Raw genomic sequence first — 24188 nt, 5'->3', positions numbered from 1 at the left:
CGGGCGGGCGACCGGCGCAGTGTCGCCCGGTGGGGCGGGGTGGGCAAGCGGGCCGGCTCCCGCGCGCTTCGCTCAGACCGCACGCAGCACCGTGACCGGCCACCGGCCGCGCAGCGGCAGGCTGCCTGCCGCCTGCAGGCTGGCCCCGGTCAGCAGGCAACGCCAGGAGCGCCCGGCCAGCTCGGCAGGCAGCGGTAGGCGGGTATCGCCCCAGATGCCCTCCGGAAGCGTCAGGCTCTCCTGCACCGGGCCAAGCAGCGGCAGGGCGCGGATCGGCACCGCCACCAGGAGGCTTTCCGTGCCCTCCTGCCGCAGGAAAGCCAATACCTCGCCCGCCCGAGCGCCTTCCGCCCGCAACGGCTGATAGCGGCCCTGGCGGAACAGGGCGGGGCTTTCGTTGCGGGCCGCCAGTAGCCGGTGGATGAGGAACTGCTTCACCGCCCCGGAGGGCCAGGCCTCCAGCAGGGCCGCGGGGTCGGCCAGCGGCGCCTCCAGAGCGGCGCGGCGGGCGGCATAGTCCACCGGGCGGCGGTTGTCCGGGTCCACCAGGGACAGGTCCCAGAACTCGGCGCCCTGGTAGAGGTCGGGCACGCCGGGGACGGTCAGGCGCAGCGTGGCCTGCGCCAGGCTCTTCACCGCGCCGAGGGGCGCGATGCGGGCGGCGAAGGCCTCCAGCCCGCGGGCCAGCCCGGGATGGCTGCCGAGGTCCAGCACGCCGCGCAGGAAGGCGGCGGCGGCCTGCTCATAGGCTTCGTCCGGCATGGCCCAGCCGGAGCGGTGCTTGGCCTCGCGGATCGCCTTCTGCTGCCAGCCGGCCAGCCGCTCGATCCAGGCCTCCACGCCGGGGCGGTCGGTGACGGCCAGGCCGAGCGGCCAGGAGGCGACGATCATCTGCAGGAACATCGCCCCGTCCCCGCCCTCCGGCGCCGGCCCTTCGGGAAGCTGCTTTACCAGGTCCTGGCTCTCGGCCAGGAAGCCACGCAGGGCGCCGGCCCAGTCGTCCGGCATCTCCGACAGCACGGCGAGGCGCATCCGCAGATCCTCGCCGCGCTTGTGGTCATGCGTGGCGGTGGCGAGCAGGGCGTCCGGATAGGTCTCGCCGCGCGCGATGCAGGCGGCATGGAATTCCTCGGGCGCGAGGGAGAACTGGTCCGGGTGCGAGCCGACCTCGTTGCGCGAGAGCAGCCGACCGTAGCGGTAGAAGGCGGTGTCCTCCACCGATTTGGCGGCAGTGGGGGAGGAAAGCTGCTGGAAACGCGTGCGGGCGCGCAGCAGGTCGCGGCGCGATTCGCCGGGCGGGCGCTGGCGGATGTCCTCCTCCGCCAGCCAGTAGAGCAGGTGGGTCAGCACCACATGGTCGGTGGTGCGCAACCGGGCGCGGGCGGCGTCGGCGGCCTGCTTCAGCACCCGCGCGTCCTCCGGGCCGGGGCGCCCGGCGCGGGTGTAGATGCGGTAGACCGGGAAGTGCAGCAGCAGCTCCGCCAACACGCGGCGGATGGCGTTGAAGGCGAAGTCGCGCGAACGGATATGGCCGCGCGCGAGGTGGTGCAGGGCGCGGGCGCAGCCATCCAGCTCGGCGGCGAGGCTGTCGCGCAGGATCTGCTTGCGGGCGGCGATCTCCTCGGCGGGGAAGTCGGCGGCGCTGCCGCTGACCTCGCGCCAGAGGGCGGAAAGCGGCGCCTCCCCGGCCGGGTCGTGCAGCAGGGCACCCACCTGGTCCATGAAGTCGTAGCCGGTGGTGCCGTCGGTGCTCCAGTGGACCGGCAGCGGCTCGCCCGGCGCCAGGATCTTCTCGACAACGACGTAGGGCGGGCCGGCGGGCGCCTCGGGCGGGCGATGGCGGCCGGCCTCGGCCATCTTCCGGCGCAGCTTGCGGCAATAGCCGTGCGGATCGGCGAGGCCGTCCACATGGTCGATGCGCAGGCCGTCGATCAGCCCCTCGGCATAAAGGCGGAGAACCAGCGCGTGGGTGGCGTCGAACACCGCCGGCTCCTCGGCGCGCAGCCCGGCCAGGCCGGTGACGTCGAAGAAGCGGCGCCAGTTGATCTCGTCCGTCGCCGTGCGCCACCAGGCCAGGCGATAGTTCTGCCGCTCCAGCAGCGCATGCAGCCGCGCCAGCCCGTCCAGGCTTTTGGCATCGTAGCGCGCGAGGCCGCCCTCCTCGTCCAGGATCGCCTCGGCGTCGCGCGGCGCGATGGGGAAGCGGTTGTCGTAATAGGCCAGGGCGACGCCGGTCGGCCCCTCGGCGACGAGAGACAGTTCCCCCTCGGCCAGCGCCTCGCCATAGGGCTTGCCCAGGAAGGGCGCGAGCATCTTGCCGCGCAGGGCGGGATCGGTGCTTTCCCAGTCGATGTCGAAGAAGGTGGCGTGGTCGCTGTCGCGGCCCCTGGCCAGCACGTCCTGCCACCAGGCGTTGTGCGGCCCTTCCACGCCCATATGGTTGGGCACGATGTCGAGCAGCAGCCCCATGCCCTCGCGCCGCAGCGCCGCCACCAGCCGGCGCAGCGCCGCCTCGCCGCCGAGCACGGGGTTCACTTCGCCATGCGCCACGATGTCGTAGCCATGCGCCGAGCCGGGCGCCGCCGGCAGCAGCGGCGAGGCATAGAGATGGCTGACGCCGAGCCGCGCCAGATAGGGCACGATGGCCACCGCGTCATCCAGCGTGAACTCGGCGCGGAACTGGATGCGGTAGGTGGAACGCGGCGCGGTGGCGGCGGGCGGGCTCATTCGGGGGCTCTCCGCGCCCGCGCCAGGGCGCGCAGGCGCTGTTCGAAGGCGGGGTCGTGGAACAGCAGCTCCACCAGTGGATCGAGCCGGCGGCGCCAGTTCGGGTGCTCATCAACGGTGCCGGGCATGTTCGGTTGCTCGACCGCCGCCAGCGCGTCCTCCAGCGGCAGCAGCGCCAACTCGCAGCGGGCGCGGCCGATATAGGCCGCGGCGGCATCGGCCACCTGGCCCACCTCCTCCGGTCCTGGCCCTGCGCCCCGGGCGACGCCCACCTTGCGGAAGGCCCCCCAGAGCTTCGGCCGCTCGGCGAGGCGGGTTTCCTCCTGCCCCTCCAGCGTGCTGCCCAACGCCTTCCGCCATTCCAGATCGCGCCCGCGCCACCAGCCGGCGACGGTCGGCAGGTCGTGGGTGGAGGTCATGGAGACCGCCTCGCGGGTCCAGCGCGCCGGGTTCTTGAAGCCGCGGCCGCTCTGCTCGAACCACATCACCCGCATGCCGGCGATGCCGGCGCTCTGCAGCTGCGGCCGGAAGCCCTCGGGCACCGTGCCCAGGTCCTCGCCGATGGCGATGGCCTGATGGCGCATCGATTCCAGCGCCACCAGCCGCAGCAGGTCCTCCAGCGGGTAGCGGATGTAGCAGCCCTCGGCGGGGGAGGCGCCCTGCGGCACCAGCCAGAGCCGCCGCAGGCCCAGCACATGGTCCAGCCGCACGCCGCCGGCATTGCGGAAGGCGGCGCCCAGCATCTCGCGGAAGGCGCCGAAGCCGTTCGCCACCAGCCCGTGCGGCGAATAGGTGGTGATGCCCCAGCTCTGGCCCTTGGCGTTGAAGATGTCGGGCGGCGCGCCGATCTCGACGCCGGAGAGGAACTCGGTCTGCCGCGCCCAGGCATCGCTGCCGCCGCCATCCACGCCGACGGCGAGATCGGCGATCAGGCCGATGCGGGCGCCGCCCTCGCGCGCCGCCTGCTGGGCGCCGGAAAGGCCGCGGTCGGCCAGCCATTGCAGGAAGGCGTGATAGTCAACCTCCTCCGCCTGCGCCGCGGCGAAGGCGGCGACCTCGGCGCTTTCCGGGTCGCGCAGGGCGGCCGGCCAGGTCCGCCAGTGCCAGCGGCCAGGGTCCTCTGCAAGCTGCGCCGCGTGCAGCGCCTCGAAGCGCGCGTGGCTTTCCAGCGAGCTGCCACCCTCCTCGCGGAAGGCGGTGAAGGCATTGCGCAACCCCTCCGGCGCCATCTGCCGGAAGGCCTCGTAGAGCTGGCGCAGCCGCGCGAGACGGGCGCGCGTGCTGGCCGGCCAGTCGACGAGGTCGAGCGCCTCCAGCCGCGCCCATTCCGCCTTCAGCTCGGGCGGGAAGGGCGGCGCGTCCGCCATCAGCGCCTCGCCATCGGCATAGCGCACGTCGAGCCGCAGGCGGCTGGAGGGTGCATAGGGGCTGGAGCGCGACGGGTCGGCGGTGAACTGGGCGTGCACCGGGCTGATGGCGACGGCATCGGCCCCCTGCGCGGTGGCCCCGGCGGTGAAGGCGCGCAGCGCGGTGTAGTCGCCGATGCCGCCGTCGCCGGCGCGCTTCAGGGAATAGAGCTGCACGGCAAGGCCCCAGGCACGGCCGCCGGGGCAGGCATCCTCGATGCGGTGGCCATGCGCCGGCGCCACCGCCAGGGTGAACTGGGCGCCCCCGATCTCCAGCAGGTAATAGCCGGGCAGGGCGGGCACGGTGAGGCGGGCGCCGCCGGGGGCGGACGTCGCGGTACCCTCGACGGTGAGGCCGTCCTCCGCCGTCAGCTGATAGCGCCCGGCGCCGGCGGGCAGACGCAGCGTGGCGCCGGGCGAGGCGGTGTAGAGCGGCGGGGGCGAGGCTTTCAGCGCATGGTGCCAGGTGCGCAGACTCTCGCGCACCTGTGCCGCGCTGCCGGCCGGGAAGCCCAGCGCGCCCAGGACGGTGCGCAGGGTCTCCGGCGCCACCGTCTTGCGTTGGCCGGTGGCATCCTCCCACTCGCTCATCAGCCCGGTGGCGCGCGCCAGGCGGCGCAGATCGGCTTCCTCGCTCACGCGGCGGCGTCCGGCTGCTGCAGCCAGGCGATGGCGGAGCGGGCAGCCAGGCCGTGCTCCGGCACCGAATCCTCCAGGCCGGAGCGGGACTCCGCCAGCAGCCGGCCGGGGCCGGCCTCGCAGGGCACCGCTTCACCGCCGAACTGCGCCGCGATGGTCAGCACCGATCCGTCGGTCAGCTTCCACTGCGCCCGCACGCCGTGCTCGCCCAGCTTGCCGGCGCCGAGCGGCTTCGCCCCTTCGTAGTGCGCCGCCAGACGCATCCGCCGCAGCCGCAGCAGGGTGGAGACGAAGCTTTCCATGTGTTCCTGTTCCGGCTGCTGCCGCTCGGCCGGGTCGAGGCAGCTTGCCTCGAAGGTCTTCGGGTCGTTCGGGTCGGGGATGAGCTCGCGCCGATGCGGATCGGCGAAGGCGGGGAAGCGGGCGAACTCCTTGCGCCGCCCCTCGCGCACCGCCTTGGCCAGATCGGGCGAGGGGAAGCCGGTGAAGAACAGGAAGGGGCGCTTCGAGGCGTATTCCTCGCCCATGAACAGCATCGGCACCTGCGGCGCCAGCAGCAGCAGCAGCGTCGCGGCGCGCACGTTCTCGATCGGCGCCAGCGCCGCGATGCGTTCGCCGAGGGCACGGTTGCCCACCTGGTCATGCGTCTGCATCGAGTTGACGAAGGCCGAGGGCGGCAGGTGCACGCTGGGCTTGCCGCGCCCTTCGGCATGGTTCCTCGAGGCCTCGCCCTGATAGACGAAGCCCTCCGCCAGCGCGCGGGCAAGCCGGCCGGCGGGGTCGTCGGCATAGTCGGCGTAATAGGCGTCGTGCTCGCCGGTCAGCAGGACGTGCAGGCAATGATGCACATCGTCATTCCACTGCGCATCGAAGTCCCGCTCCAGGCGGGCGGCGTCGTTGGTCTCGTTCTCCAGCACCAGATAGACGGTGCGGCTCCCCACCGCGGCGCGGACACGCTCGGAAAGCTCGTGCAGAAAAGTTTCGTCGGCGATGGCGTGCACGGCATCCAGCCGCAATCCGTCGAAGCGGTATTCGGTCAGCCAGAAGATGGCATTCTCGATGAAGAAATCGCGCACCGGCTTCTCGCGGAAATCGATGGCGTCGCCCCAGGGCGTGTGGATGTCCTTGCGGAAGAAATCCGGCGCGATGCTGTGCCAGTAGTTTCCGGCAGGGCCGAAATGATTGTAGACGACGTCGAGCATCACCGCGATGCCATGACCATGCGCCGCGTCCACCAGCGCCTTCAGCTCGTCCGGCGTGCCGTAGGTCTCGTCGGGCGCGTAGGGCAGCACGCCGTCATAGCCCCAGTTGCAGCTTCCGGCGAAATCGGCGACCGGCATGATCTCGATGGTGTTGACGCCGAGGGTGGCGAGCCGTTGCAGCTCGTCCATCACGCCGCGCAGCCCGCCCATGGCACCGAGATGCAGCTCATAGACCACGCTGCGCGGCCAGGGATGGGCCTTCCAGTCATTGTGCTGCCACGCATAGGCGGCGTGGTCCACCACCACGCTCCAGCCGTCCACGTCGCCGTCCTGCGCATGGCTCGCGGGGTCGGGCACCGTGGGGCCATTGCCCAGGGCATAGCGGTAGCGCGTCCCCGGTGCTGCCTCGGTCTCGGCGGACCACCATCCGTCCGGCTCCGCCTGCATCGGCAAGGGCGCGGCGTCCCGCCGCTCGAGCGTGACGCCGGGCTGGCCGGGCGCCCAGAGGCGGAAGCGCATGCGGCCGCCGGGCAGGGGAAGCGCGCCGAAGGAGAGGCGTTGGCTCATGAGGTGGGTTCCTTCGCGGGCAACACAGCCGCCAGCAGGCGGGCCGAGCGGCCGGAGACAATGACGCGCGTGCCGCCTACGGGCGCCTCAGGCGCTTCCGGATCGGCACTGTCGAGCGCGGCGATCCAGGGAAAATCGGGGGAGGGGAGGGCGAAGACCCGGTCGTCCGGCGAGCCGTTGATCAGCAGAAGCGTTGCCTCGGCCATGTCGTCCCGTATGGGGCCGGCGCGGCGCAGCGCCAGGAGAGGGTGGTCCGGGTGGTGCCAGTCCTCGCTGACGAGCAGCTTGGCATGCTCATCGAACCAGGCCACGTCCGGCACACCCGGCAGCGGCTCGGTCAGGCCGTGCAGGAAGGTGGCAGAGCGGAGCGTCGGGTGGCGGCGGCGCAGCTCCGCGGCACGTGCGATGAAGCGCGTCAATGCCTCGCCTTCCGGTCGCGCGAGCAGCGACCAGTCCACCCAGGAGACGTCGTTGTCCTGGCAGTAGGCGTTGTTGTTGCCGCGCTGGGTCCGGCCGAACTCGTCCCCGGCGAGCAGCATCGGCGTGCCATGCGAGGCAAGGAGGGTCAGCAGCATGGCGCGCTTGAGCCGCTCGCGCAGCGCGTTGATCTCCGGATCCTCGGTTGGCCCTTCCACACCCCAGTTGGCGCTGTGGTTGGCGCCGTGGCCGTCGCGGTTGTCCTCCCCGTTCGCCTCGTTGTGCTTCTCGCGGTAGCTGACGAGATCCTGCAGCGTGAAGCCGTCATGCGAGGCGAGGAAGTTGACCGAGGCCCAGGGCCGGCGGCGGCGGCGGTCGAACAGCTCGCCCGAGCCGGAGAGCCGCGCGGCCAGGTCGGCCCGCCGCCCCGGATCACCGCGCCAGAAGCGGCGCACGCCGTCGCGGTAATGGTCGTTCCATTCGGAGAAGCCGGGGGGGTGGTTGCCGAGCTGGTAGCCACCCGGGCCAATGTCCCAGGGTTCGGCGATCAGCTTCAGGCGGGAGAGGATGGGGTCCTGCCGGACGGCGTCGAAGAAGCCCGAGCCGGGGTCGAATCCCGTTCCCTCCCGCCCGAGCGTGCTGGCGAGGTCGAAGCGGAACCCATCCACGCGGAACGCGGTGGCCCAATAGCGCAGGCTGTCCATCACCATCTGCAACACGCGGGGATGCGAGAGGTTCACGGTGTTCCCGCATCCCGTGTCGTTGATGAAGTGCCGCTCGTGACCCGGGATCAGGCGGTAGTAGCTGGCATTGTCCAGCCCACGCCAGGAGAGGGTGGGGCCAAGCTCGCTGCCCTCACAGGTGTGGTTGTAGACGACGTCCAGGATCACCTCGATGCCGGCCGCGTGCAGCCGGCGGATGGCGACGCGGATCTCGTCGTTCTGGCTGGTGGAGAGGTAGGACGGTTCGGGCGCGAAGAAGGCGAGGGTGGAGTAGCCCCAGTAGTTGCGCAGCCCCTTCTCCACCAGGAAGCGGTCCTGCAGGAAGGCGTGCACCGGCAGCAGCTCGACCGCGGTGACACCGAGCCGTTGCAGATGCGCGATCATCGGCGGCGAGGCCAGTGCGGCGAAGGTGCCGCATTCGCGCAGCGGCAGGTCCTCGCGCAGCAGGGTCAATCCGCGCAGATGCGCCTCGTAGATGACGGTCTGATCCCAGGGCACGGCCGGCGGGCGGTCGTCGCCCCAGTTGAAGGTGTCGTCCACCACGACGGATTTCGGCATGGCGGCGGCGCTGTCGCGGCGGTCGAAGCTGAGGTCGGCGCGCGCCGCGCCCAGGCGGTGGCCGAACAGCGCGTCCGACCAGCGCAGCGCTCCCTGCAACTGCCGGGTATAGGGGTCGAGCAGCAGCTTGTGCGGGTTGAAGCGATGGCCGCGCTCGGGCTGATAGGGGCCATGGGCGCGGTAGCCGTAGATCAGGCCGGGCCGCGCCTCCGGCAGATAGCCGTGGAACACCTCGTCGGTGCACTCGGGCAGCGGCATGCGCGCCACCTCGCGCCGGCCCCCCGCGTCGAAGAGGCAGAGGTCGATCTGCGTCGCATGCGCGGAGAACACGGCGAAGTTGACACCGAGCCCGTCCCAGGTTGCGCCCAGCGGGTCCGGCCGGCCCGGCAGGAGGCGGTCGGGGAGGAGCGGCAAGATCAGCTCTCCGTGGGCACCAGCACCAGGGTGGAGAGGCCTGGCAGCTCTAGCGCCATGGAGGCGTCCAGCCCGTGCGAGGGCTCGGCCGCCGCATGCACCATGCCGCCATTGCCGTTGTTGGCGCCGCCATAGATCGCTGCGTCGGAGTTGAACACCTCGCGCCAGCCGCCCGCGAAGGGCACGCCGAGCCGGTATCCCGAGCGCGTCACCGGCGTCATGTTGACCACCACCAGAGCGGGCGGCGTCCCCTCGGGCCCCTGGCGCAGGAAGGCGAATATGCTGTTCTGCGCATCGTCCAGCACCACCCAGCGGAAGCCGGCGGGGTCGGTGTCCAGCGCGTGCAGGGCAGGGGTCGAGGCATAGAGCTGGTTCAGGTCCCGCACCAGGCGCTGCAGCCCGGCATGACGCGGCTCGTCCAGCAGGTGCCAGTCGAGCGAGCGGTCGTGGCTCCACTCCCGCCACTGGGCGATCTCACCGCCCATGAACAGCAGCTTCTTGCCGGGATGCGTCCACATGAAGGACAGGTAGGCGCGCAGGTTGGCGAACTTCTGCCAGTCGTCACCAGGCATCTTGCCGATCAGCGAGCCCTTGCCATGCACCACCTCGTCATGGCTGAGCGGCAGCATGAAGCGCTCGGAGAAGGCATAGACCAGGCCGAAAGTCATGCTGCCATGGTGGTACTGCCGGTAGACCGGGTCTTCCTCCATGTAGTGGAGCGAGTCGTGCATCCACCCCATGTTCCACTTGAAGTCGAAGCCCAGACCGCCCTCGTCGGCCTTGCGGGTGACGCCGGGGAAGGCGGTGGATTCCTCGGCGATCAGCAGCTTGCCCGGGCAGCGCTGCGCGATGACGCGTGAGAGCTCCTGCAGGAAGCTGATCGATTCCAGGTTCTCTCGTCCGCCATGGATGTTCGGCACCCACTGGTCGTGCGGCCGGCTGTAGTCGCGGTAGAGCATGGAGGCCACGGCATCCACGCGCAGCGCGTCCACCCCGTAGTGCTCAAGCCAGTGGAGGGCGCTGCCGAGCAGGAAGTTCCGCACCTCCCGCCGGCCGAGATTGTAGATGTAGGTGTTCCAGTCGTGGTGGAAGCCCTCGCGCGGGTCGGCATGCTCGTAGAGTGCGGTGCCGTCGAAGCGGGCAAGGCCATGGGCATCACTCGGGAAATGCGCCGGCACCCAGTCGAGGATGACGCCGATCCCCGCCTCGTGGAAGCGCTCCACCAGCCGGGCGAAATGTTCGGGCGGGCCGAAAGCGGCCTGCGGCGCGAACTGGCCGAGCGGCTGGTAGCCCCAGGAACCGCCGAAGGGGTGTACCATGATCGGCAGGAACTCGACATGGGTGAAGCCCATCCCCTTCACGTAGGGGATCAGCCTGTCGCCCAGATCCTCCCAGGAGAGCGGCGCATTGCCCTCGCCGCGCATCCAGGAGGCGGCGTGCACTTCATAGACGGACATGGGACGCGTCGCCGGGTCGCCCGGTGCGACGAGCGGCTTCGGCCTGCGGATGCCGGCGGTGTCGGCGACGACCGAACCGGTGGCAGGGGCCGGCTCGGCCTGCCAGGCCACCGGGTCCGCCTTCAGCGGCAGCATGCTGCCGTTGGGGTCGAGCAGCTCGAACTTATAGACGGCGCCGGGCATCACGCGCGGCACGAAGATCTCCCAGATCCCCGCCTCGATGCGATGCCGCATCGGGTGACGGCGGCCATCCCAGCCGTTGAAGTCGCCTACCACCGAGACGCGGCGCGCATTCGGCGCCCAGAGCGCGAAGCGCACGCCGCGCACGCCCTCGAGGGTCATCGGATGCGCCCCGAGGCAGCGGCCGATATCCTGGTGCGTGCCTTCCGCCAGCAGGTAGATGTCCATCTCGCCGAGCAGGGGCGGGAAGGCGTAGGGATCCTCCGTCTCCTGGATCACGCCGTCCCAGTCGATGCGCAGCAGATAGGGCTGCTCGGCCAGCGGCCCTTCGAACAGGCCGGCGGGATGGATCTTCTCCAGCGCCCGCGCCCCGCCGCGCGTCACCACCTCCACCGAGCGGGCGCCCGGCAGTAGCGTACGCACCACCTGCCCCGAAGGCGTAGAATGTGGCCCAAGCGCGGCGAAGGGGTCGCCATGGCGGCCTTCCACCAGGTCACGGATGGCATCGGGATGCAGCGTGGTCTCAGCCATGCGGCGTCTCCTTCCCCAGCAGGCGGGTGGCGATGGCGTCCAGGCCACGGAGCGGGATGTGCAGCCAGGTCGGGCGGTTCGCTGCCTCGTAGCAGATCTCGTAGGCCGCCTTCTCCAGCAGGAAGAGATCGAGCAGCGCCGCCTCCGCCTCGGCTGGTGCCCAGCGGCGCGGCGCGGCGGCGTGCACTGCCTCGTAGGCCGCCATGAAGGCGGCCGTGGCCCGCTGGCGGAAGCTCTCCAGCAGCACGTCGTGCCGCAGCGTGGTCTCGCCGGGATTGATGTGCTCCGGGTCGATGCTCGCCACGGCATAGTCGTAGGAGCGCAGCAGCCCGGCCACGTCGCGCAGCGGCGAGGTCTTGGCGCGGCGCGCCGCCAGCGGCTTGGCCGGCTCTCCCTCGAAGTCGATGATGTAGGCGTCACCCTGCGCCACCAGCACCTGGCCAAGATGGAAATCGCCGTGGATGCGCGTCTTCAGCACGCCGGTGACGGACTTCGCCCGGTCCTCGATGGCGGCCAGGAGGGCGCCACGCTGCGCGGCGAGGCGCTGGGCGCGCGCCGCATCCTCCGGGTCGCGCCAGTTCTGCACGCCCTCGATCGCGCCGAGCGCGGCGAGCAGCTGGTCATGCGCGCCCTTTGCCCAGGCCTGGCCATCCTGCTCGCTGGCGGGCTCAGGGCGGAAGGCCGGGTTGTCGCTGTCCTCCGCCAACAGGGCGTGCATTTCCGCCAGCCGCCGGCCGAGCGCGGTGGCGAAGGGCGTGTAGCTGGAGAAGGCATTCTCCTGCTCGTCGGCCGGCGCCTCCGTCACCGCCATCTCGGTGATGGCGCGCTTGAGGAACTGGGTGGTCCATTCCCAGCCGTCGCCCTGGTTGCGGACGAAGCCCTGCACGACGACCAGCGTGCGCGGCGTGCCGTCCGGCGTGACGCGCACCACCTCGCCGAGCAGCGGCGCGGTCTGCGCGAAGCCGCACTCCGTCAGGTGGCGCGTCATCTCCGTCTCCGGGCTGATGCCCTCGACGATGCGGCGCACCAGCTTCAGCACCGCCTGGTCCCCGATGATCAGCGAGGAGTTCGACTGCTCCGCCGAGAGCCGGCGGATGTCGGCATCGGCGGGGATGCTGTCGGCGTTGAAATGCGAGGTCGGCAGGAAGCGGATCTCGCCCTCGGAAAGGGGGATGACCCGGCCGTCCTTGAGACCACGCAGCACGCCCCAGGGCAGCGCGTCCAGCGCGAAGGCGTCGGTCAGCAGGCCGACGCGGCGGCCGCGGCGGATGCGTGCCAGCGCCAGCTGCTGCGGCAGCGGAGCACTGATCTGTTCCTCCCAGATGATGCCGAGCGGCAGCTGGTAGCGCGCCGGCCCGCCCGCCTCCGTGACCTCGACCTCGGCCAGCAGCACCTCGACCGAAGTGCCCGAGAGCGCCTCGGCGAAGGCGAGACGCGGGTTCGCCGGCGGGCCGTCCTTGCCGGCGAACCAGCGGCGCTTCGAGAGGTATTGGGGCAGGCTATCCTGCTCAATCACCTTGCGCGGGGCGGGGGCCAGGACTTCCGACAGCCCGCCGCGCAGGACGAGCGTGGAAAGCTCCGACATCGGCTCAGGTGCCGGCGCGTGCCAGTTCGGCATGGCTGCCTCCGTTGCAAGGAGAAACCAGTAAAATCCGTAGGGCGGCAGCGTCAGCAGGTAGGTGAGCTGTCCGATCGGCGGGAAGGTGGAACCGCCCAGCAGCTCCACCGGCACGCGGCCGGCGAAGTTGGACAGCTCCAGCTCCACCGCCTGCGCGGTGCGCGAGAGATTGCAGACGCAGAGGATCGTCTCGCCCTCATGCTCGCGCAGATAGGCGAGGATCTTGCGGTTGCCTGGATAGAGATAGCCGAAGGTGCCGCGCCCGAAGGCCTTGTGGCGCCGCCGCACAGCCAGCATGCGGCGCGTCCAGTTCAGCAGCGAATGCGGGTCGGCCGACTGCGCCTCCACATTCACCGCCTCGTACCCATAGACCGGGTCCATGATGGCGGGGAGCACGAGTTGCGCCGGGTTGGCGCGCGAGAAGCCGCCATTGCGATCGGGCGACCACTGCATCGGCGTGCGCACGCCATCGCGGTCGCCGAGATGGATGTTGTCGCCCATGCCGATCTCGTCGCCGTAGTACAGCACGGGCGTGCCGGGCATGGAGAGCAGCAGCGAGTTCATCAGCTCGATGCGGCGGCGGTCATGCTCCAGCAGCGGCGCCAGGCGGCGGCGAATGCCGAGGTTGATGCGCGCCCGCTTCTCGGAGGCATAGGTCTCCCAAAGGTAGTCCCGCTCCTTGTCGGTGACCATCTCCAGCGTCAGTTCGTCATGGTTGCGCAGGAAGATGGCCCATTGGCAGTTCTCCGGAATGGCCGGGGTCTGCCTGAGGATGTCGGTGATCGGGAAGCGGTCCTCCTGCGCCATCGCCATGTACATGCGCGGCATCAGCGGGAAGTGGAACGCCATGTGGCATTCGTCACCCTCGCCGAAATACTGCTGCGTGTCCTCCGGCCACTGGTTGGCCTCGGCCAGCAGCATCTTGCCGGGGGCCATGCGGTCCAGCTCGGAGCGCAGCTTCTTCAGCACCTGGTGCGTCTCGGGCAGGTTCTCGTTGTTGGTGCCGTCGCGCTCGATCAGGTAGGGGATGGCGTCCAGCCGCAGCCCGTCCACGCCGGCATCCAGCCAGAAGCGCATCACGGAGGTCACCTCCCGCATCACCTGCGGATTGTCGAAGTTCAGGTCCGGCTGATGGCTGTAGAAGCGGTGCCAGAAATAGCCGCCGGCCTCGCTGTCCCAGGTCCAGTTCGACTTCTCGGTATCGAGGAAGATGATGCGCGTGCCGTCATACTTCTTGTCGGTGTCCGACCAGACGTAATAGTCGCGATGCGCGGAACCCGGCTTCGCCTTGCGGGCGCGCTGGAACCAGGGGTGCTGGTCCGAGGTGTGGTTGATGACCAGCTCGGTGATGACGCGGATGCCACGCGCATGCGCCTCGTTGATGAAGCGGCGGATGTCGTGCAGCGTGCCGTATTCCGGATGCACCGCCTTGTATTCGGCGATGTCGTAGCCGTCGTCGCGTCGGGGCGAGGGATAGAAGGGCAGCAGCCAGACGGCGTCCACCCCCAGCGAGGCGATGTAGTCCAGCTTGGAGATCAGACCGGGCAGATCGCCCACGCCATCGTCGTTCGAGTCGAAGAACGACTTGATGTGGAGCTGATAGATCACCGCATCCTTATACCAGAGCGGATCAGCCGGCATTTCCGGCTTGGTCTTACGCGGCATGGATCAAGCCTTGTCGGCGGCGCGGAGGCGCCAGATGGCGAAGGGCAGGCTGTGCGGGTCGAGACGGACATGGCGGTGCGTGCCGTACCAGTGCTCCTCGCCGCCCTGCATCAGGTTCTCGGCAATCAGCGTGGCGCCGGGCGGCAGGCCCATCGCGTGCTGGGGCAGCTCGAAATGCGTCTCCAGCGGCTGGTGCGGATCCATCGAGACCGCGACCAGAATGACGTTCTCCCCGTCCGGCGTGGACTTCACATAGGTCAGGATGCCGTCATGGTTGGAGGCCAGGAAGGTGGTGCCGAGATGCGTCTGCAGCGCAGGGTTCTGCCTGCGGATGCGGTTCAGCGTGGTGATCTCGGCGCCGATGTTGCCGGGCCGGTCATAGTCCCACGCCTTGATCTCGTATTTCTCGCTGTCGATGTACTCTTCCTTGCCTGGCGTCAGGGGGCGCGCCTCGCACAGCTCGAAGCCGTTGTAGACGCCCCAGAGGCCGGAGAGCGTGGCCGCCAGTCCGGCGCGGATCAGGTGGCCGCCGCGGCCGCTGTTCTGCAGGAAGACCGGGTTGATGTCCGGCGTGTTGACGAAGAAATGCGGGCGGAAGAAGTCGGCCTGCGGCGGCCGGTTCAGCTCCTCCAGGTACTCGCGCATCTCCCAGGCGGTGTTGCGCCAGGTGAAGTAGGTATAGCTCTGCGAAAAGCCGATCTTCGCCAGCCGGTACATCACCTTCGGGCGGGTGAAGGCCTCGGAGAGGAACACCACCTCCGGGTCGCGCGCCCGCACCTCGCCGATCATCCATTCCCAGAAGGGCAGGGGCTTGGTGTGCGGGTTGTCCACCCGGAACAGCTTCACGCCCTCCTTCACCCAGAACAGCACGATGTCGCGCAGCGCGATCCACAGCGCGGGCTTGGCGCCCTCGGTGTAGAAGTCGACGTTGACGATATCCTCGTACTTCTTCGGCGGGTTCTCGGCGTATTTGATGGTGCCGTCCGGGCGCCAGTCGAACCAGTCCGGATGCTCCCTGAGCCAGGGATGGTCCGGCGAGCACTGGATGGCGAAGTCGAGCGCCAGCTCGATGCCGTGCTCCGCCGCCGCGCGCACCAGGCGCCGGAAGTCCTCGAAGCTGCCGAGCTCAGGGTGCAGGGCGTCGTGCCCACCGGCCTCCGAGCCGATGGCATAGGGGCTGCCGACGTCATCCGGCCCCGGCGTCAGCGTGTTGTTGCGGCCCTTGCGGTTCTTCTGGCCGATCGGGTGGATCGGCGGGAAGTAGAGCACGTCGAACCCCATGTCGCGCACGCGCGGCAGGATGCGGATGACGTCGTCGAAATTGCCGTGCCTGTTCGGGTCGCCGCTCTGGGAGCGGGGGAAGACCTCGTACCAGGAGGCGAAGCCGGCGCTGCGGCGCTCCACGTCCAGCTTGAACGGCTCGCTGCGCACCTTGAAGGGGCGGCTGTCCGCCTCGGTCATCAGGGCGCGGGTCTCGGACGCGGTGAACAGCGCCACCGCATCGGCATCCTCGGCACCCCGCAGCCGCTCGATGATCGCCGACAGCTGCTCCGCCGCCTCGCCGGAGAGCGCGGCCTGCGCCTTCTCCAGCATCGCCATGCCTTCCTGTCGCTCCAGCGTGATGTTCACGCCGGCAGAGTGCTTCTTGGTGATCTCGTCGCGGAAGGCCTCGAAATGATCGACCCAGGCTTCGATGCAGTAGAGATGCCGGCCGATCCGCTCCGGCACGAAGGCCGCCGCCCAGACATCGTTCACCACGAAGGCCATCGGCACCTCGCGCCAGGCCGGCTGATCGGCCGGGCGCCACAGCAGCCGGACGGCGATCTTGCCATGCCCCTCGGTGAACACGTCCGCGGTGACGCGCACCGCATGGCCGACGATCCGCTTCACCGGGAAGCGGCCGCCATCCACGCTCGGGCGGATCTCCTCGATGGCGATGCGGGGCGCCTCGGTTGCGGCGAGGGCGGCGCGCTGGCCTCCCCGCAGCGGCAGGCGCACCGGCGCAACGTCATGGATCGGCATGCAGCGTACCTCTGCGGGGGAAAGGAGCAGGCGCCCCTCGGAATCCAGGCTCTCCGGCGGCACGCTGCCCGGGCGCGCCAGCAGACCGAGCAGCTGCGCCGCCGAGAGGCGGGCGGGCTGCTGCAGCGACGGATTGGCGAGCACCAGGGTGCGCGCCTCCTTGCCGGGCGCGACCGGCGCCTGCCGGAGCAGCGCGACCGGCGCGCCAGGAGCGGAAAGCACCTTCGGCGGCAGCGACGCCGCCTCCGCGGGCAGGGTGGCGCGCAGGGCGTTGGCCTCACGGATGGCGGTCGTGAGATCCAGGCGGGGCGCGCGGCGCAATGCGGCGAACATCTCCGCCTCGTCGGGGCCATGGCCCATCCGGTGCAGCGTGCCGTATTCGAAGCCCATCGGCATCAGCCAGGCCGTGCCGGCGAGCGCGGCGAAACGCAGCGCCCGGCGCGCCGCCTTTTCGCCCGCCGCACGATCGGCATGGGCGGCGAAGAGGCGCGTCTCGAAGGGAGCTTCCGGCGCCATCAGAACCGGCGCGACCATCGCCAGCCGCTCGGCTTCGGCGGACCACCAGCCGGCGCGGAAGTCCCACCACGGCAGCGAGGAGGTGACAAGATCGAAACCGCTGCCCGCCAGTTCCGCCACGGCCCGCTGCGGGGTGCCCGGCGTCCAGGCGATGAAGCGTGTGCCCGGCACCGCCTGGCGCACCCCGGCGATCAGCGGCTCCCAGAAGGCGCGGCCGCCCTCACAGGGTTCCAGGCAGCGGAAGCCGCCGATGCCGGCCTGCGCCCATTCCGTCAGCCGCTCGCGCCAGAAGGTGGCGAGGCTCTCCGGGGTCGGGCGCATCAGCCGTGCCGCATGCAGCAGCTCCGGCGGAAAGCGCGGGTCGGGGGGCGCGTCCTCGGGGGCGCGCCAGGAGATCCAGTCCCGCGCCCCGCGCAGCACGGGTGCATCCTGCGCCAGCCGGTCGGTGACGAGGTCCAGCAGCAGCATCAGCCTCTGCGCACCGGCGGCCTTGGCCAGCTGTTGCAGTGCCGGCAGCGCCTCGCCGCCCCCGAGCGCCGGGTGCAGCCGCGTGTGGTCACGGGTGAGGAACGGGTCGCCCTCGATGCCCGGCGCGAAAGGCGGGGCCATGGCCACGCCATCGAAGCCGAGCGCAGCGATGCGCTCGAATTCGGCGGGCCAGGTGTCGAGCGGCCCGGCCGCCAGAGGGTTCAGGTAATAGATGGCGGTAGGGGGGGCGGCACCAGGCAACGGAATCTCATCCTTCTTCGCCGAACTGCGGACAAGGGGGAGCAGGTTCTGGTGCCGCCAACGTCGCGGCAACAGCCAAAGTTGCGCGACTACCGTAAGCTGCGCCAAGGGCCGCAACCGGACCTCCCCTCCCGCGTTCGGCCGCAGAGGCAAACGGTCCAAGAGGAGCGTCCGATGCGATCTTGCCCCGGCCAAACCCCGGTGTCACCGCCATGCTGACGCTGGAGGAAGCCCCGCCCATTACCCTCGCCCGGCGGTGGCGGCAGGTCCGGGACCGGACCGAGGAAATCGCCGCCAGCCTGTCTCCCGAAGACCAGTGCGTGCAGTCCATGCCGGACGCCAGCCCCGCGAAATGGCATCGGGCACATACCACCTGGTTCTTCGAGCAGTTCCTTCTGGTGCCGCATTCGCCGGACTATCGCCGCTTCGACCCGGCCTTCGCCTATCTCTTCAACTCCTATTACGAGCAGGCCGGGCCGCGGCATGCGCGGCCATATCGCGGGCTGCTGACCCGCCCCTCGGCGGAGGAAGTGGGCGCCTACCGCGCCCATGTCGATGCCGCGATGGAGCGCCTGCTGGAGCAGCCGGTGGCGGCGGCGGTGGAGGAACTGGTGGAGCTGGGTCTGCAGCATGAGCAGCAGCACCAGGAGCTGCTGATCACCGATCTGCTGCATGCCTTCTCCTTCAACCCGCTGCGCCCCGCGCTGGCGCCCACCTGGGCGGAGCCGCCGGCGCTCTCGCGGGAGGAAGCGGCGATGCGCCCGCTGGAAGGCGGCATCGTGCGCATCGGCGCGCTGCATTCCGGCTTCGCCTTCGACAACGAGCGGCCCTGCCACGACGCGCTGGTGGCGCCGTTCCGCATCGGCAGCCAGCTTGTGACCAATTCGGAATGGTGCGCCTTCATCGCCGATGGCGGCTATCGTCAGCCCCTGCTCTGGATGTCCGAGGGCTGGGCGGCGGTGCAGCAGAACGCCTGGGAAGCGCCGATGTACTGGGAGCGGGCCGGCGAGCACCACGATGGCGCCTGGCAGCAGATGACGCCCGGCGGCCTGCGCCCGCTCGATCCCGCCGCTCCGGTGCGGCATGTGAGCTGGTACGAGGCGGATGCCTTCGCCCGCTGGGCCGGCAAGCGCCTGCCGACCGAGGAGGAGTGGGAGACCGCCGCCCGCCGCGGGCAGCTCGCCGATGCCGGGCGCTTCGTCTGGGAATGGACCGGCAGCGCCTACCGCCCCTATCCCGGCTTCCGCCCGCCCGAGGGCGCGGTCGGCGAGTACAATGGCAAGTTCATGATCAACACCATGGTGCTGCGCGGCGGCTCGCTTGCCACGCCACCCGGTCATGCGCGCCTGACCTACCGCAACTTCTTCCACCCCGACCGGCGCTGGCAGTTCACCGGCCTGCGCCTTGCCGACGAGGGCTGAGCCGCATGAACTCCACGACTACGCCCTCCAGCAGGGCGGCGGCGCCGCGCCACTTCGACCCCGCCATCGCCGAGGTGGCGCTGAAGGGGCTGCGCGCGCCGCGCAAGACGCTGCCCGCGCACCTGCTCTACGACGAGGCCGGCTGCCGCCTCTTCGAGGCCATCACCCGGCTGCCGGAATATTATGTCACGCGCACCGAGCTGGCCCTGCTGCGCCAGCTCGGCCCGGAACTGCGGGAGCGCATCGGCCCCGGCGCGGCGGTGGTGGAGTACGGGGCGGGCGCGCCGGCCAAGGCTGCCCTCCTGCTGGCCGCCCTGGACCGTCCGGCCGCCTATGTGCCTTTCGACATCGCCGAGGGCGCCGTCACCGCCACGGCGGAGGCGCTGCGCCAGCGCTTCCCGGGGCTGGCCCTGCACCCCCTGGTCGGCGACTTCATGGACGGCATCGCCCTGCCGGAGCTGCCGCGCCCGCTGCTGGGCTTCTTCCCGGGCTCCACCATCGGCAACCTGGACCCGGAGGCCGCGGTGCGCTTCCTGCGCAAGGTGCGCGCGGCACTGGGCGAGGAGGCGCGCTTCCTGGTCGGCGTCGACCTGCCGAAGTCCCCTGAGGTGCTGGTGCCGGCCTATGACGACGCCGCCGGCGTCACCGCCGCCTTCAACCTCAACCTGCTGCACCGGCTGAACCGTGAGGCGGGGGCGGCGTTCGATGCCGCCCGCTTCACCCATCGCGCGGTGTGGAACGCGACCGACAGCCGCATCGAGATGCATCTGCAGAGCCGCCAGCCGCACTCCGTCGCGGTCGCCGGCGTGCCGATCCACTTCGAGGCGGGTGAGACCATCCACACGGAGAACAGCTACAAGCGCTCCCCCGATGCCTTCCTCGCGCTGGCGGCGCAGGCGGGCTGGCGCGGCGAGGCGCTGTGGTTGGACCCGGAGGGATTGTTCTCGCTGCATCTGCTGGCCGCCTGAGCCGGCCGCCTCGTGCAGCCGGAGGCGCTTCCCTCCGGCTGACCTCGCGAGACGGTGGCCTCAGCGCAACCCGCGGCCGCGCAGCAGCTTCGCGGTGAGCACCGAGACGGCGGTGACCACCACGGCGGAGAGGATGGGGTTGCTGGTCACCGGGTGCGTCATCCGGTTGAAGCGGGCGATCAGGCCTGGACCGCGGGCTTCCGGCGGCATGTCCTGATCCTCGTCGTCCAGCATGGCGGCATAGCGGTCGCGCGTGGCGCGCACCTGCCGGTGCTGCCGCTGCAGCAGCTGCCGCGCCTCGGCGGGAAGGTCGGGCGCGGCCAGCACCTCGTCATAGGCGTCCTCGAGCGCGGTCTCGCCACGCACCACCTCGCGCAGCACGCGGCGGCGGCCCTGTCCGAACAGGCTGCCCTTCACGTCCAGATAGACCCGGTGCATCGCCCCCAGGGTACTGCCGCCCTTCTGCGGTTCCGCGTTCTTCTGGCGCAGCAGGGCGTCCACGTCCTGCGCCATCTTCTCGCGCTTCTCGGCCAGTTCGGTGAACTCGATGCGGAGAAAACGGTCGGCCGTCAGCCTGCGGCCCTGGTCATAGCCGCGATGGCTGTCATGCAGATAGGCGCTGATGCTCCGCAATGCCGCCGGGTCCAGGCCATCGGCCACTGCCACCTGTTGCTCCGCCATGCTGGCGCTGTCCATGCAAGCTCTCCCTGGCATTCCCGCGCTCCGCCTGTTGCCGCGGAGGCTCATGCCGGAAAAACGCCCGCGGCCGCGTTTCGTTCCAGGCCGGGCCGGCCACCCGGCCTCAGGTGCGGTTCGAAGGCGGCGGCTCTTCCGGCTCGGAATTGGCGTAATGCCGCTGCGGAAACTCCTTCTCCGCGTCCGGCGGCATCGGCTTCGGATGGGGGTCGCCCGCAGGCGGGTTCTCCGGCGGCTCCGGACGGGGCTCGGGCGGCAGCACGCCAGGGGCGGCGGGCGCCTGCTGCCGGGGCGGCGCCTCCGGGGTCAGCTGCTTCCGGCGTGCGCTCGCGTCTTCGGCGGGCGCCTGTCCCGGGGCCGCGCCCTGTGGCGGACGGGGCGGGGTGATGTCACTGTTGTCCACGGTCATGGCAAAGCCTCCCGGGCAAGTCTGAGGGGAAATGACTGGGGCGGGGGTCAGGCGGTGCCTTGCAGCTTCCGCGGAGCCACGTCCGGCAGCCTCGCCAGTGCCTCCATCGCAAGCCCCGCCGCGCTTCTGCCAGTCTCGCCTTGCAGGCTCAGGCGCCCGGCGAGCCGCTCCGCCAGCGCCGCCCGCAGGGCGTGAGAGGCGGCCTCGGCAGAGGCGCGAGGGAAGGGCTTCAGGCTGGATTTGGTAGGCACGGTGGTCTCCAGTTGCGGAAAGGCAGTACGGGCCGGCGCCGGTTTCGCGCCGACCCGGATCGGGATGGGTCAGGACGTGGACTCGTCCTGGCCTCGCGCGTTCTTGCTGTGGGTCGCTTGGCCGCCTTTACGGCCGGCAGCCGCCGCCAGGTTCCGGTCGCGTGAAAAGGACCGGTCGCTCGCTTGCACGGCCTGGCCGCCCTTGCGACCCGCCTCGGCGGCGAGGGCGGGGTCCTGTGCGAAGCTGCGCTTCGCCGCCGGGACGCTCTGCCCGCCCTTGGAGGCGATGTCACGCTGCTTGGCCTGATCCATGGAAGCGAAGCCCTGCTTGCCACTGCCTGTTCGGGTTGAGGACATGTCACGGGTTCCTTCTGTGCCCGCCCGGCGGGCTTTTCCCGCCCGGGCCTGGTTGTCAGCCGCCCAGCGCCGCGAGGGCCAGGCTTAGCTACAACCGGCCGGTCCAGGCCAAGTTCCCGGCACCCGGCGTGTGGCGCGAGCACGGCATCAGACCGAGAGCACCCAGGCGAGGGCGAAGGCCAGGATCACCAACGCGATCGAGGCGAGCAGGATCCAGCGCACGCGGCCGGTCGTGCGCCCCTGCCGGGCCGGGGTGGCGTCCAGCGGCTTTTCAGGCATCGGGGCGGCATGCGGCCCCGGCGGCGGCTCGATGGCGCGTTCCCGCGGGGGACGGTTATGCGTGTCGGACATCCTCGGAGCTTCCTTCTGGCAAGGCATGAACCGCTCAAGCTCACCAGGGAAAGCCGGGGGGGCGCGAGGGTTGCAGGCGACGCGCGGAACTCCGACGGTGTTGCGCGGTTATCGTTCCGAGAGACGCAGCGAAAGACGGGAAGCGCCCATGTCGGAATCCATGCCAGGCAGCGGAGACGAGATTCCCCGCCGCGAGACTTCGCAATTGATCAGCTCCGACCGTGTCGAGGGTACGGCTGTCTACGACACGTCCGGCAATCGCCTCGGCGCGATCCAGACCTTGATGATCGACAAGGTGAGCGGCACGGTCGAGTACGCCGTGCTGTCCTTCGGCGGCTTCCTGGGCATTGGCAGCTCGCACTACCCGCTGCCCTGGAACAAGCTGCGCTACGATATCGGCCTCGGCGGCTATGTGGTGGATGTAACCGAGGAGCAGCTGAAAGGGGCGCCCTCCTTCCACCATGACGAGACGGTGGACTGGTCCGATGCGAGCTGGGGAGAGAGGGTAAGGGGGTACTACGGCCCATCCCCTTACGGGTCGCGCGACGGCCTTTAGCTCCCTGTAGCGGTAGCGGGCACCGCCCTGGGGTGGGGCGGTGCCTAGCTGGCCAGACGCTGGCGCGTGTCGGCGCTGCTGCTGCTGCGGTGGAAGCGGTGCGGGCTGACCGGCTGGCTGGACTGCTCTTCCTCCAGCAGGGCGAACAATGCGGTGCGCGCCCGATGGACCCGGCTTTTCACGGTTCCGACGGCACAGTTCAGGACCCGCGCCACGTCCTCGTAGGGCAGGCCGGAACCGGCGATCAGCGCCAGGATCGAACGGTGGTCCTCGGGCAGGCGGTGGAAGATGCGCTGGAAGTCGGACAGTTCCAGCCCTTCCTCCTGGCGTGCGGAGACCGGAACGCGTTCCATCTCCCCGTCATCCATTTCGCGTGTCAGCCGGCGCTTGGCCACGAACTCGTTCAGGAACCTGTTCCGCAGGATGGTGAAGGCCCATGCCTTGAAATTGGTACCAGGCTGGTAGCGGTCGGCGGAGTTCAGCATCCGCACGATCGCGTCCTGCACCAGGTCATCCGCATCATGCTTGTTGCGGGTGAGGGAGCGGGCATAGGCGCGTAGGTCCGGGAGGCAGGCGAGCAGATCATTCTCGATCGACGGCATCTTGACCTGAAGGGTGCGGGACATGTGCTCCTGGAACGTGACCGCCGGGGGATGAGTTTCGCCCCTGCATCCAACAGTCCGCTGAATGGCGGGGGGCGTGGAGCCGGCGCTGCCTGCAGATTCATTCCATCCACATACGATAGCGATAGGCGACTGCATCAGGACATTTAGGATCGCGATGCGAAATCCGCCGAGAGAGCTCTCCGATCGTCGGCGGGCCGGCGGACCGCATGCGGAGAATCCAGATGTTCCTTTCCAATCCCTCCCAGTCCGCTCCTCGCGCCTCCCTGACCGGTGATGCCGGCCCGCATGAGACCGCGCCGCTTTCGCCGGCGCCGTTCACACGGAATCTTGAGCTGCGTATCGAGGAGAGCAGCCGCACCGCCTGGTGCGTGATGCGCCCGCAGGGCCGGCCCAGCTATACGCTGGAGCTGATGCAGGACGTGCACCGCATGCAGCACGCCATGGCCGAGCTGTTCGCCGGCCAGGCGGAGAGCGGCCAGCGCCCGGTGGACTGGTTCGTGATGGCCTCGGCGGTGCCGGGCATCTATAATCTTGGTGGCGACCTGGCGCATTTCGCCGAGCGTATCCGCGCCCGCGACCATGCCTCCCTGGTGCGCTACGGCCATATCGCGGTGGAGGCGATCCACCGCAACACCATCGCCTTCGGCCTGCCGATCGTGACGATGGCGCTGATCCAGGGTGACGCGCTGGGCGGCGGCTTCGAGCACGCTCTGTCCTTCGACCTGATCATCGCCGAGCGCAGCGCCAAGATCGGCCTGCCGGAGATCCTCTTCAACATGTTCCCCGGCATGGGCGCCTACAGCTTCCTCTCCCGCCGGCTGGACCGCCGCCGGGCCGAGGAACTGATCCTCTCCGGCCGCATCTACACCGCCGAGGAGCTGCACGCGATCGGCGTGGTGGACGTGCTGGCCGAGGATGGTGAGGGCGAGGCGGCCGCCTGCGACTACATCGCCCGCCACAGCCGGAAGCACAACGCCCATCTCGCCACGCTCCGGGCCCGCCGTCGGGTGAACCCGGTCACGCTGGAGGAACTGCGCGACGTGGTGGAGCTGTGGGCGGACGCGGCGATGAACCTCGCCGAGGCCGACCTGAAGAAGATGGGCCGGCTGGTGGCGGCGCAGGAGCGGCGGCTGGCCAGCCTTGCCTCACCGGGCTTCGCGCAGGCGGCGGAGTAAGGGCGGCG

General features: G+C 70.3%; 16 protein-coding genes. 4 read left to right on the top strand and 12 right to left on the bottom strand.

Annotation, left to right across the window (positions count from 1 at the left end):
• Nucleotides 1-72: 72 nt before the first annotated feature.
• From treY to QMO56_RS17615, 7 genes are read right to left on the bottom strand one after another with little or no spacing between them, the layout of a single operon-like run.
• Nucleotides 73-2727 carry a malto-oligosyltrehalose synthase gene (treY, locus tag QMO56_RS17645; RefSeq protein WP_283527827.1) on the bottom strand — a complete coding sequence of 885 codons (2655 nt, stop codon included), beginning with the start codon at nt 2725-2727 and terminating at the stop codon, nt 73-75.
• A complete protein-coding gene (malQ, locus tag QMO56_RS17640) occupies nt 2724-4772 on the bottom strand; it encodes a 4-alpha-glucanotransferase (protein ID WP_283527826.1) in 2049 nt (682 codons plus the stop codon). Before malQ ends, treY begins: the two co-directional genes overlap by 4 nt.
• Entirely contained in the window at nt 4769-6541 is a 1773-nt protein-coding gene (gene treZ / locus QMO56_RS17635; RefSeq protein ID WP_283527824.1) for a malto-oligosyltrehalose trehalohydrolase, read from the bottom strand. Before treZ ends, malQ begins: the two co-directional genes overlap by 4 nt.
• Nucleotides 6538-8652 carry a glycogen debranching protein GlgX gene (gene glgX / locus QMO56_RS17630; RefSeq protein ID WP_283527822.1) on the bottom strand — a complete coding sequence of 705 codons (2115 nt, stop codon included), beginning with the start codon at nt 8650-8652 and terminating at the stop codon, nt 6538-6540. Before glgX ends, treZ begins: the two co-directional genes overlap by 4 nt.
• A 2-nt stretch (nt 8653-8654) precedes the next feature.
• The gene (gene glgB / locus QMO56_RS17625; RefSeq protein WP_283527820.1) at nt 8655-10820 is read right to left on the bottom strand and encodes a 1,4-alpha-glucan branching protein GlgB; all 2166 of its coding nucleotides are present in this window, start codon (nt 10818-10820) and stop codon (nt 8655-8657) included.
• On the bottom strand, nt 10813-14103 hold the full coding sequence (gene treS, locus QMO56_RS17620) for a maltose alpha-D-glucosyltransferase (protein ID WP_283527818.1): 3291 nt from the start codon (nt 14101-14103) through the stop codon (nt 10813-10815). Before treS ends, glgB begins: the two co-directional genes overlap by 8 nt.
• A 3-nt stretch (nt 14104-14106) precedes the next feature.
• The gene (locus QMO56_RS17615; RefSeq protein WP_283527817.1) at nt 14107-17370 is read right to left on the bottom strand and encodes a maltotransferase domain-containing protein; all 3264 of its coding nucleotides are present in this window, start codon (nt 17368-17370) and stop codon (nt 14107-14109) included.
• Between the two features lie 182 nt (nt 17371-17552).
• Here QMO56_RS17615 and egtB point away from each other — a divergent pair, with 182 nt between their 5' ends.
• Both egtB and egtD read left to right on the top strand, forming a co-directional pair.
• Entirely contained in the window at nt 17553-18791 is a 1239-nt protein-coding gene (gene egtB, locus QMO56_RS17610; protein ID WP_283527815.1) for an ergothioneine biosynthesis protein EgtB, read from the top strand.
• Nucleotides 18792-18796: 5 nt separating this feature from the next.
• The gene (gene egtD, locus QMO56_RS17605) at nt 18797-19759 is read left to right on the top strand and encodes an L-histidine N(alpha)-methyltransferase (RefSeq protein ID WP_283527813.1); all 963 of its coding nucleotides are present in this window, start codon (nt 18797-18799) and stop codon (nt 19757-19759) included.
• Nucleotides 19760-19819: 60 nt separating this feature from the next.
• On the opposite strand, the gene QMO56_RS17600 is transcribed toward egtD, so the two are convergent.
• The 4 genes from QMO56_RS17600 to QMO56_RS17585 all read right to left on the bottom strand — a co-directional run bounded on the left by QMO56_RS17600 (nt 19820) and on the right by QMO56_RS17585 (nt 21823).
• Entirely contained in the window at nt 19820-20455 is a 636-nt protein-coding gene (locus QMO56_RS17600; RefSeq protein ID WP_283527811.1) for a PA2169 family four-helix-bundle protein, read from the bottom strand.
• A gap of 106 nt (nt 20456-20561) precedes the next feature.
• Nucleotides 20562-20864, bottom strand: a complete 303-nt coding sequence (locus QMO56_RS17595; RefSeq protein ID WP_283527809.1) for a hypothetical protein — start codon at nt 20862-20864, stop codon at nt 20562-20564.
• A 320-nt stretch (nt 20865-21184) separates the two neighbouring features.
• On the bottom strand, nt 21185-21472 hold the full coding sequence (locus tag QMO56_RS17590) for a general stress protein (RefSeq protein ID WP_283527807.1): 288 nt from the start codon (nt 21470-21472) through the stop codon (nt 21185-21187).
• 147 nt (nt 21473-21619) lie between these two features.
• A complete protein-coding gene (locus QMO56_RS17585; RefSeq protein WP_283527805.1) occupies nt 21620-21823 on the bottom strand; it encodes a hypothetical protein in 204 nt (67 codons plus the stop codon).
• On the opposite strand from QMO56_RS17585, the gene QMO56_RS17580 reads away from it, so the two are divergent.
• Entirely contained in the window at nt 21783-22379 is a 597-nt protein-coding gene (locus QMO56_RS17580; protein ID WP_349362369.1) for a PRC-barrel domain-containing protein, read from the top strand. The two genes, QMO56_RS17585 and QMO56_RS17580, sit on opposite strands and share 41 nt — an antisense overlap.
• Before the next feature lie 44 nt (nt 22380-22423).
• On the opposite strand, the gene QMO56_RS17575 is transcribed toward QMO56_RS17580, so the two are convergent.
• Nucleotides 22424-23005, bottom strand: coding sequence for a sigma-70 family RNA polymerase sigma factor (locus QMO56_RS17575; RefSeq protein WP_283527803.1), 582 nt, complete (start codon nt 23003-23005; stop codon nt 22424-22426).
• Nucleotides 23006-23226: 221 nt separating this feature from the next.
• Here QMO56_RS17575 and QMO56_RS17570 point away from each other — a divergent pair, with 221 nt between their 5' ends.
• Entirely contained in the window at nt 23227-24180 is a 954-nt protein-coding gene (locus QMO56_RS17570; protein WP_283527801.1) for a crotonase/enoyl-CoA hydratase family protein, read from the top strand.
• Nucleotides 24181-24188: the final 8 nt, after the last annotated feature.

The sequence above is a fragment of the Roseomonas sp. E05 genome (assembly GCF_030063475.1).
Lineage (GTDB): Bacteria > Pseudomonadota > Alphaproteobacteria > Acetobacterales > Acetobacteraceae > Pseudoroseomonas.
This window is presented reverse-complemented; position numbering and strand designations above follow the sequence as displayed.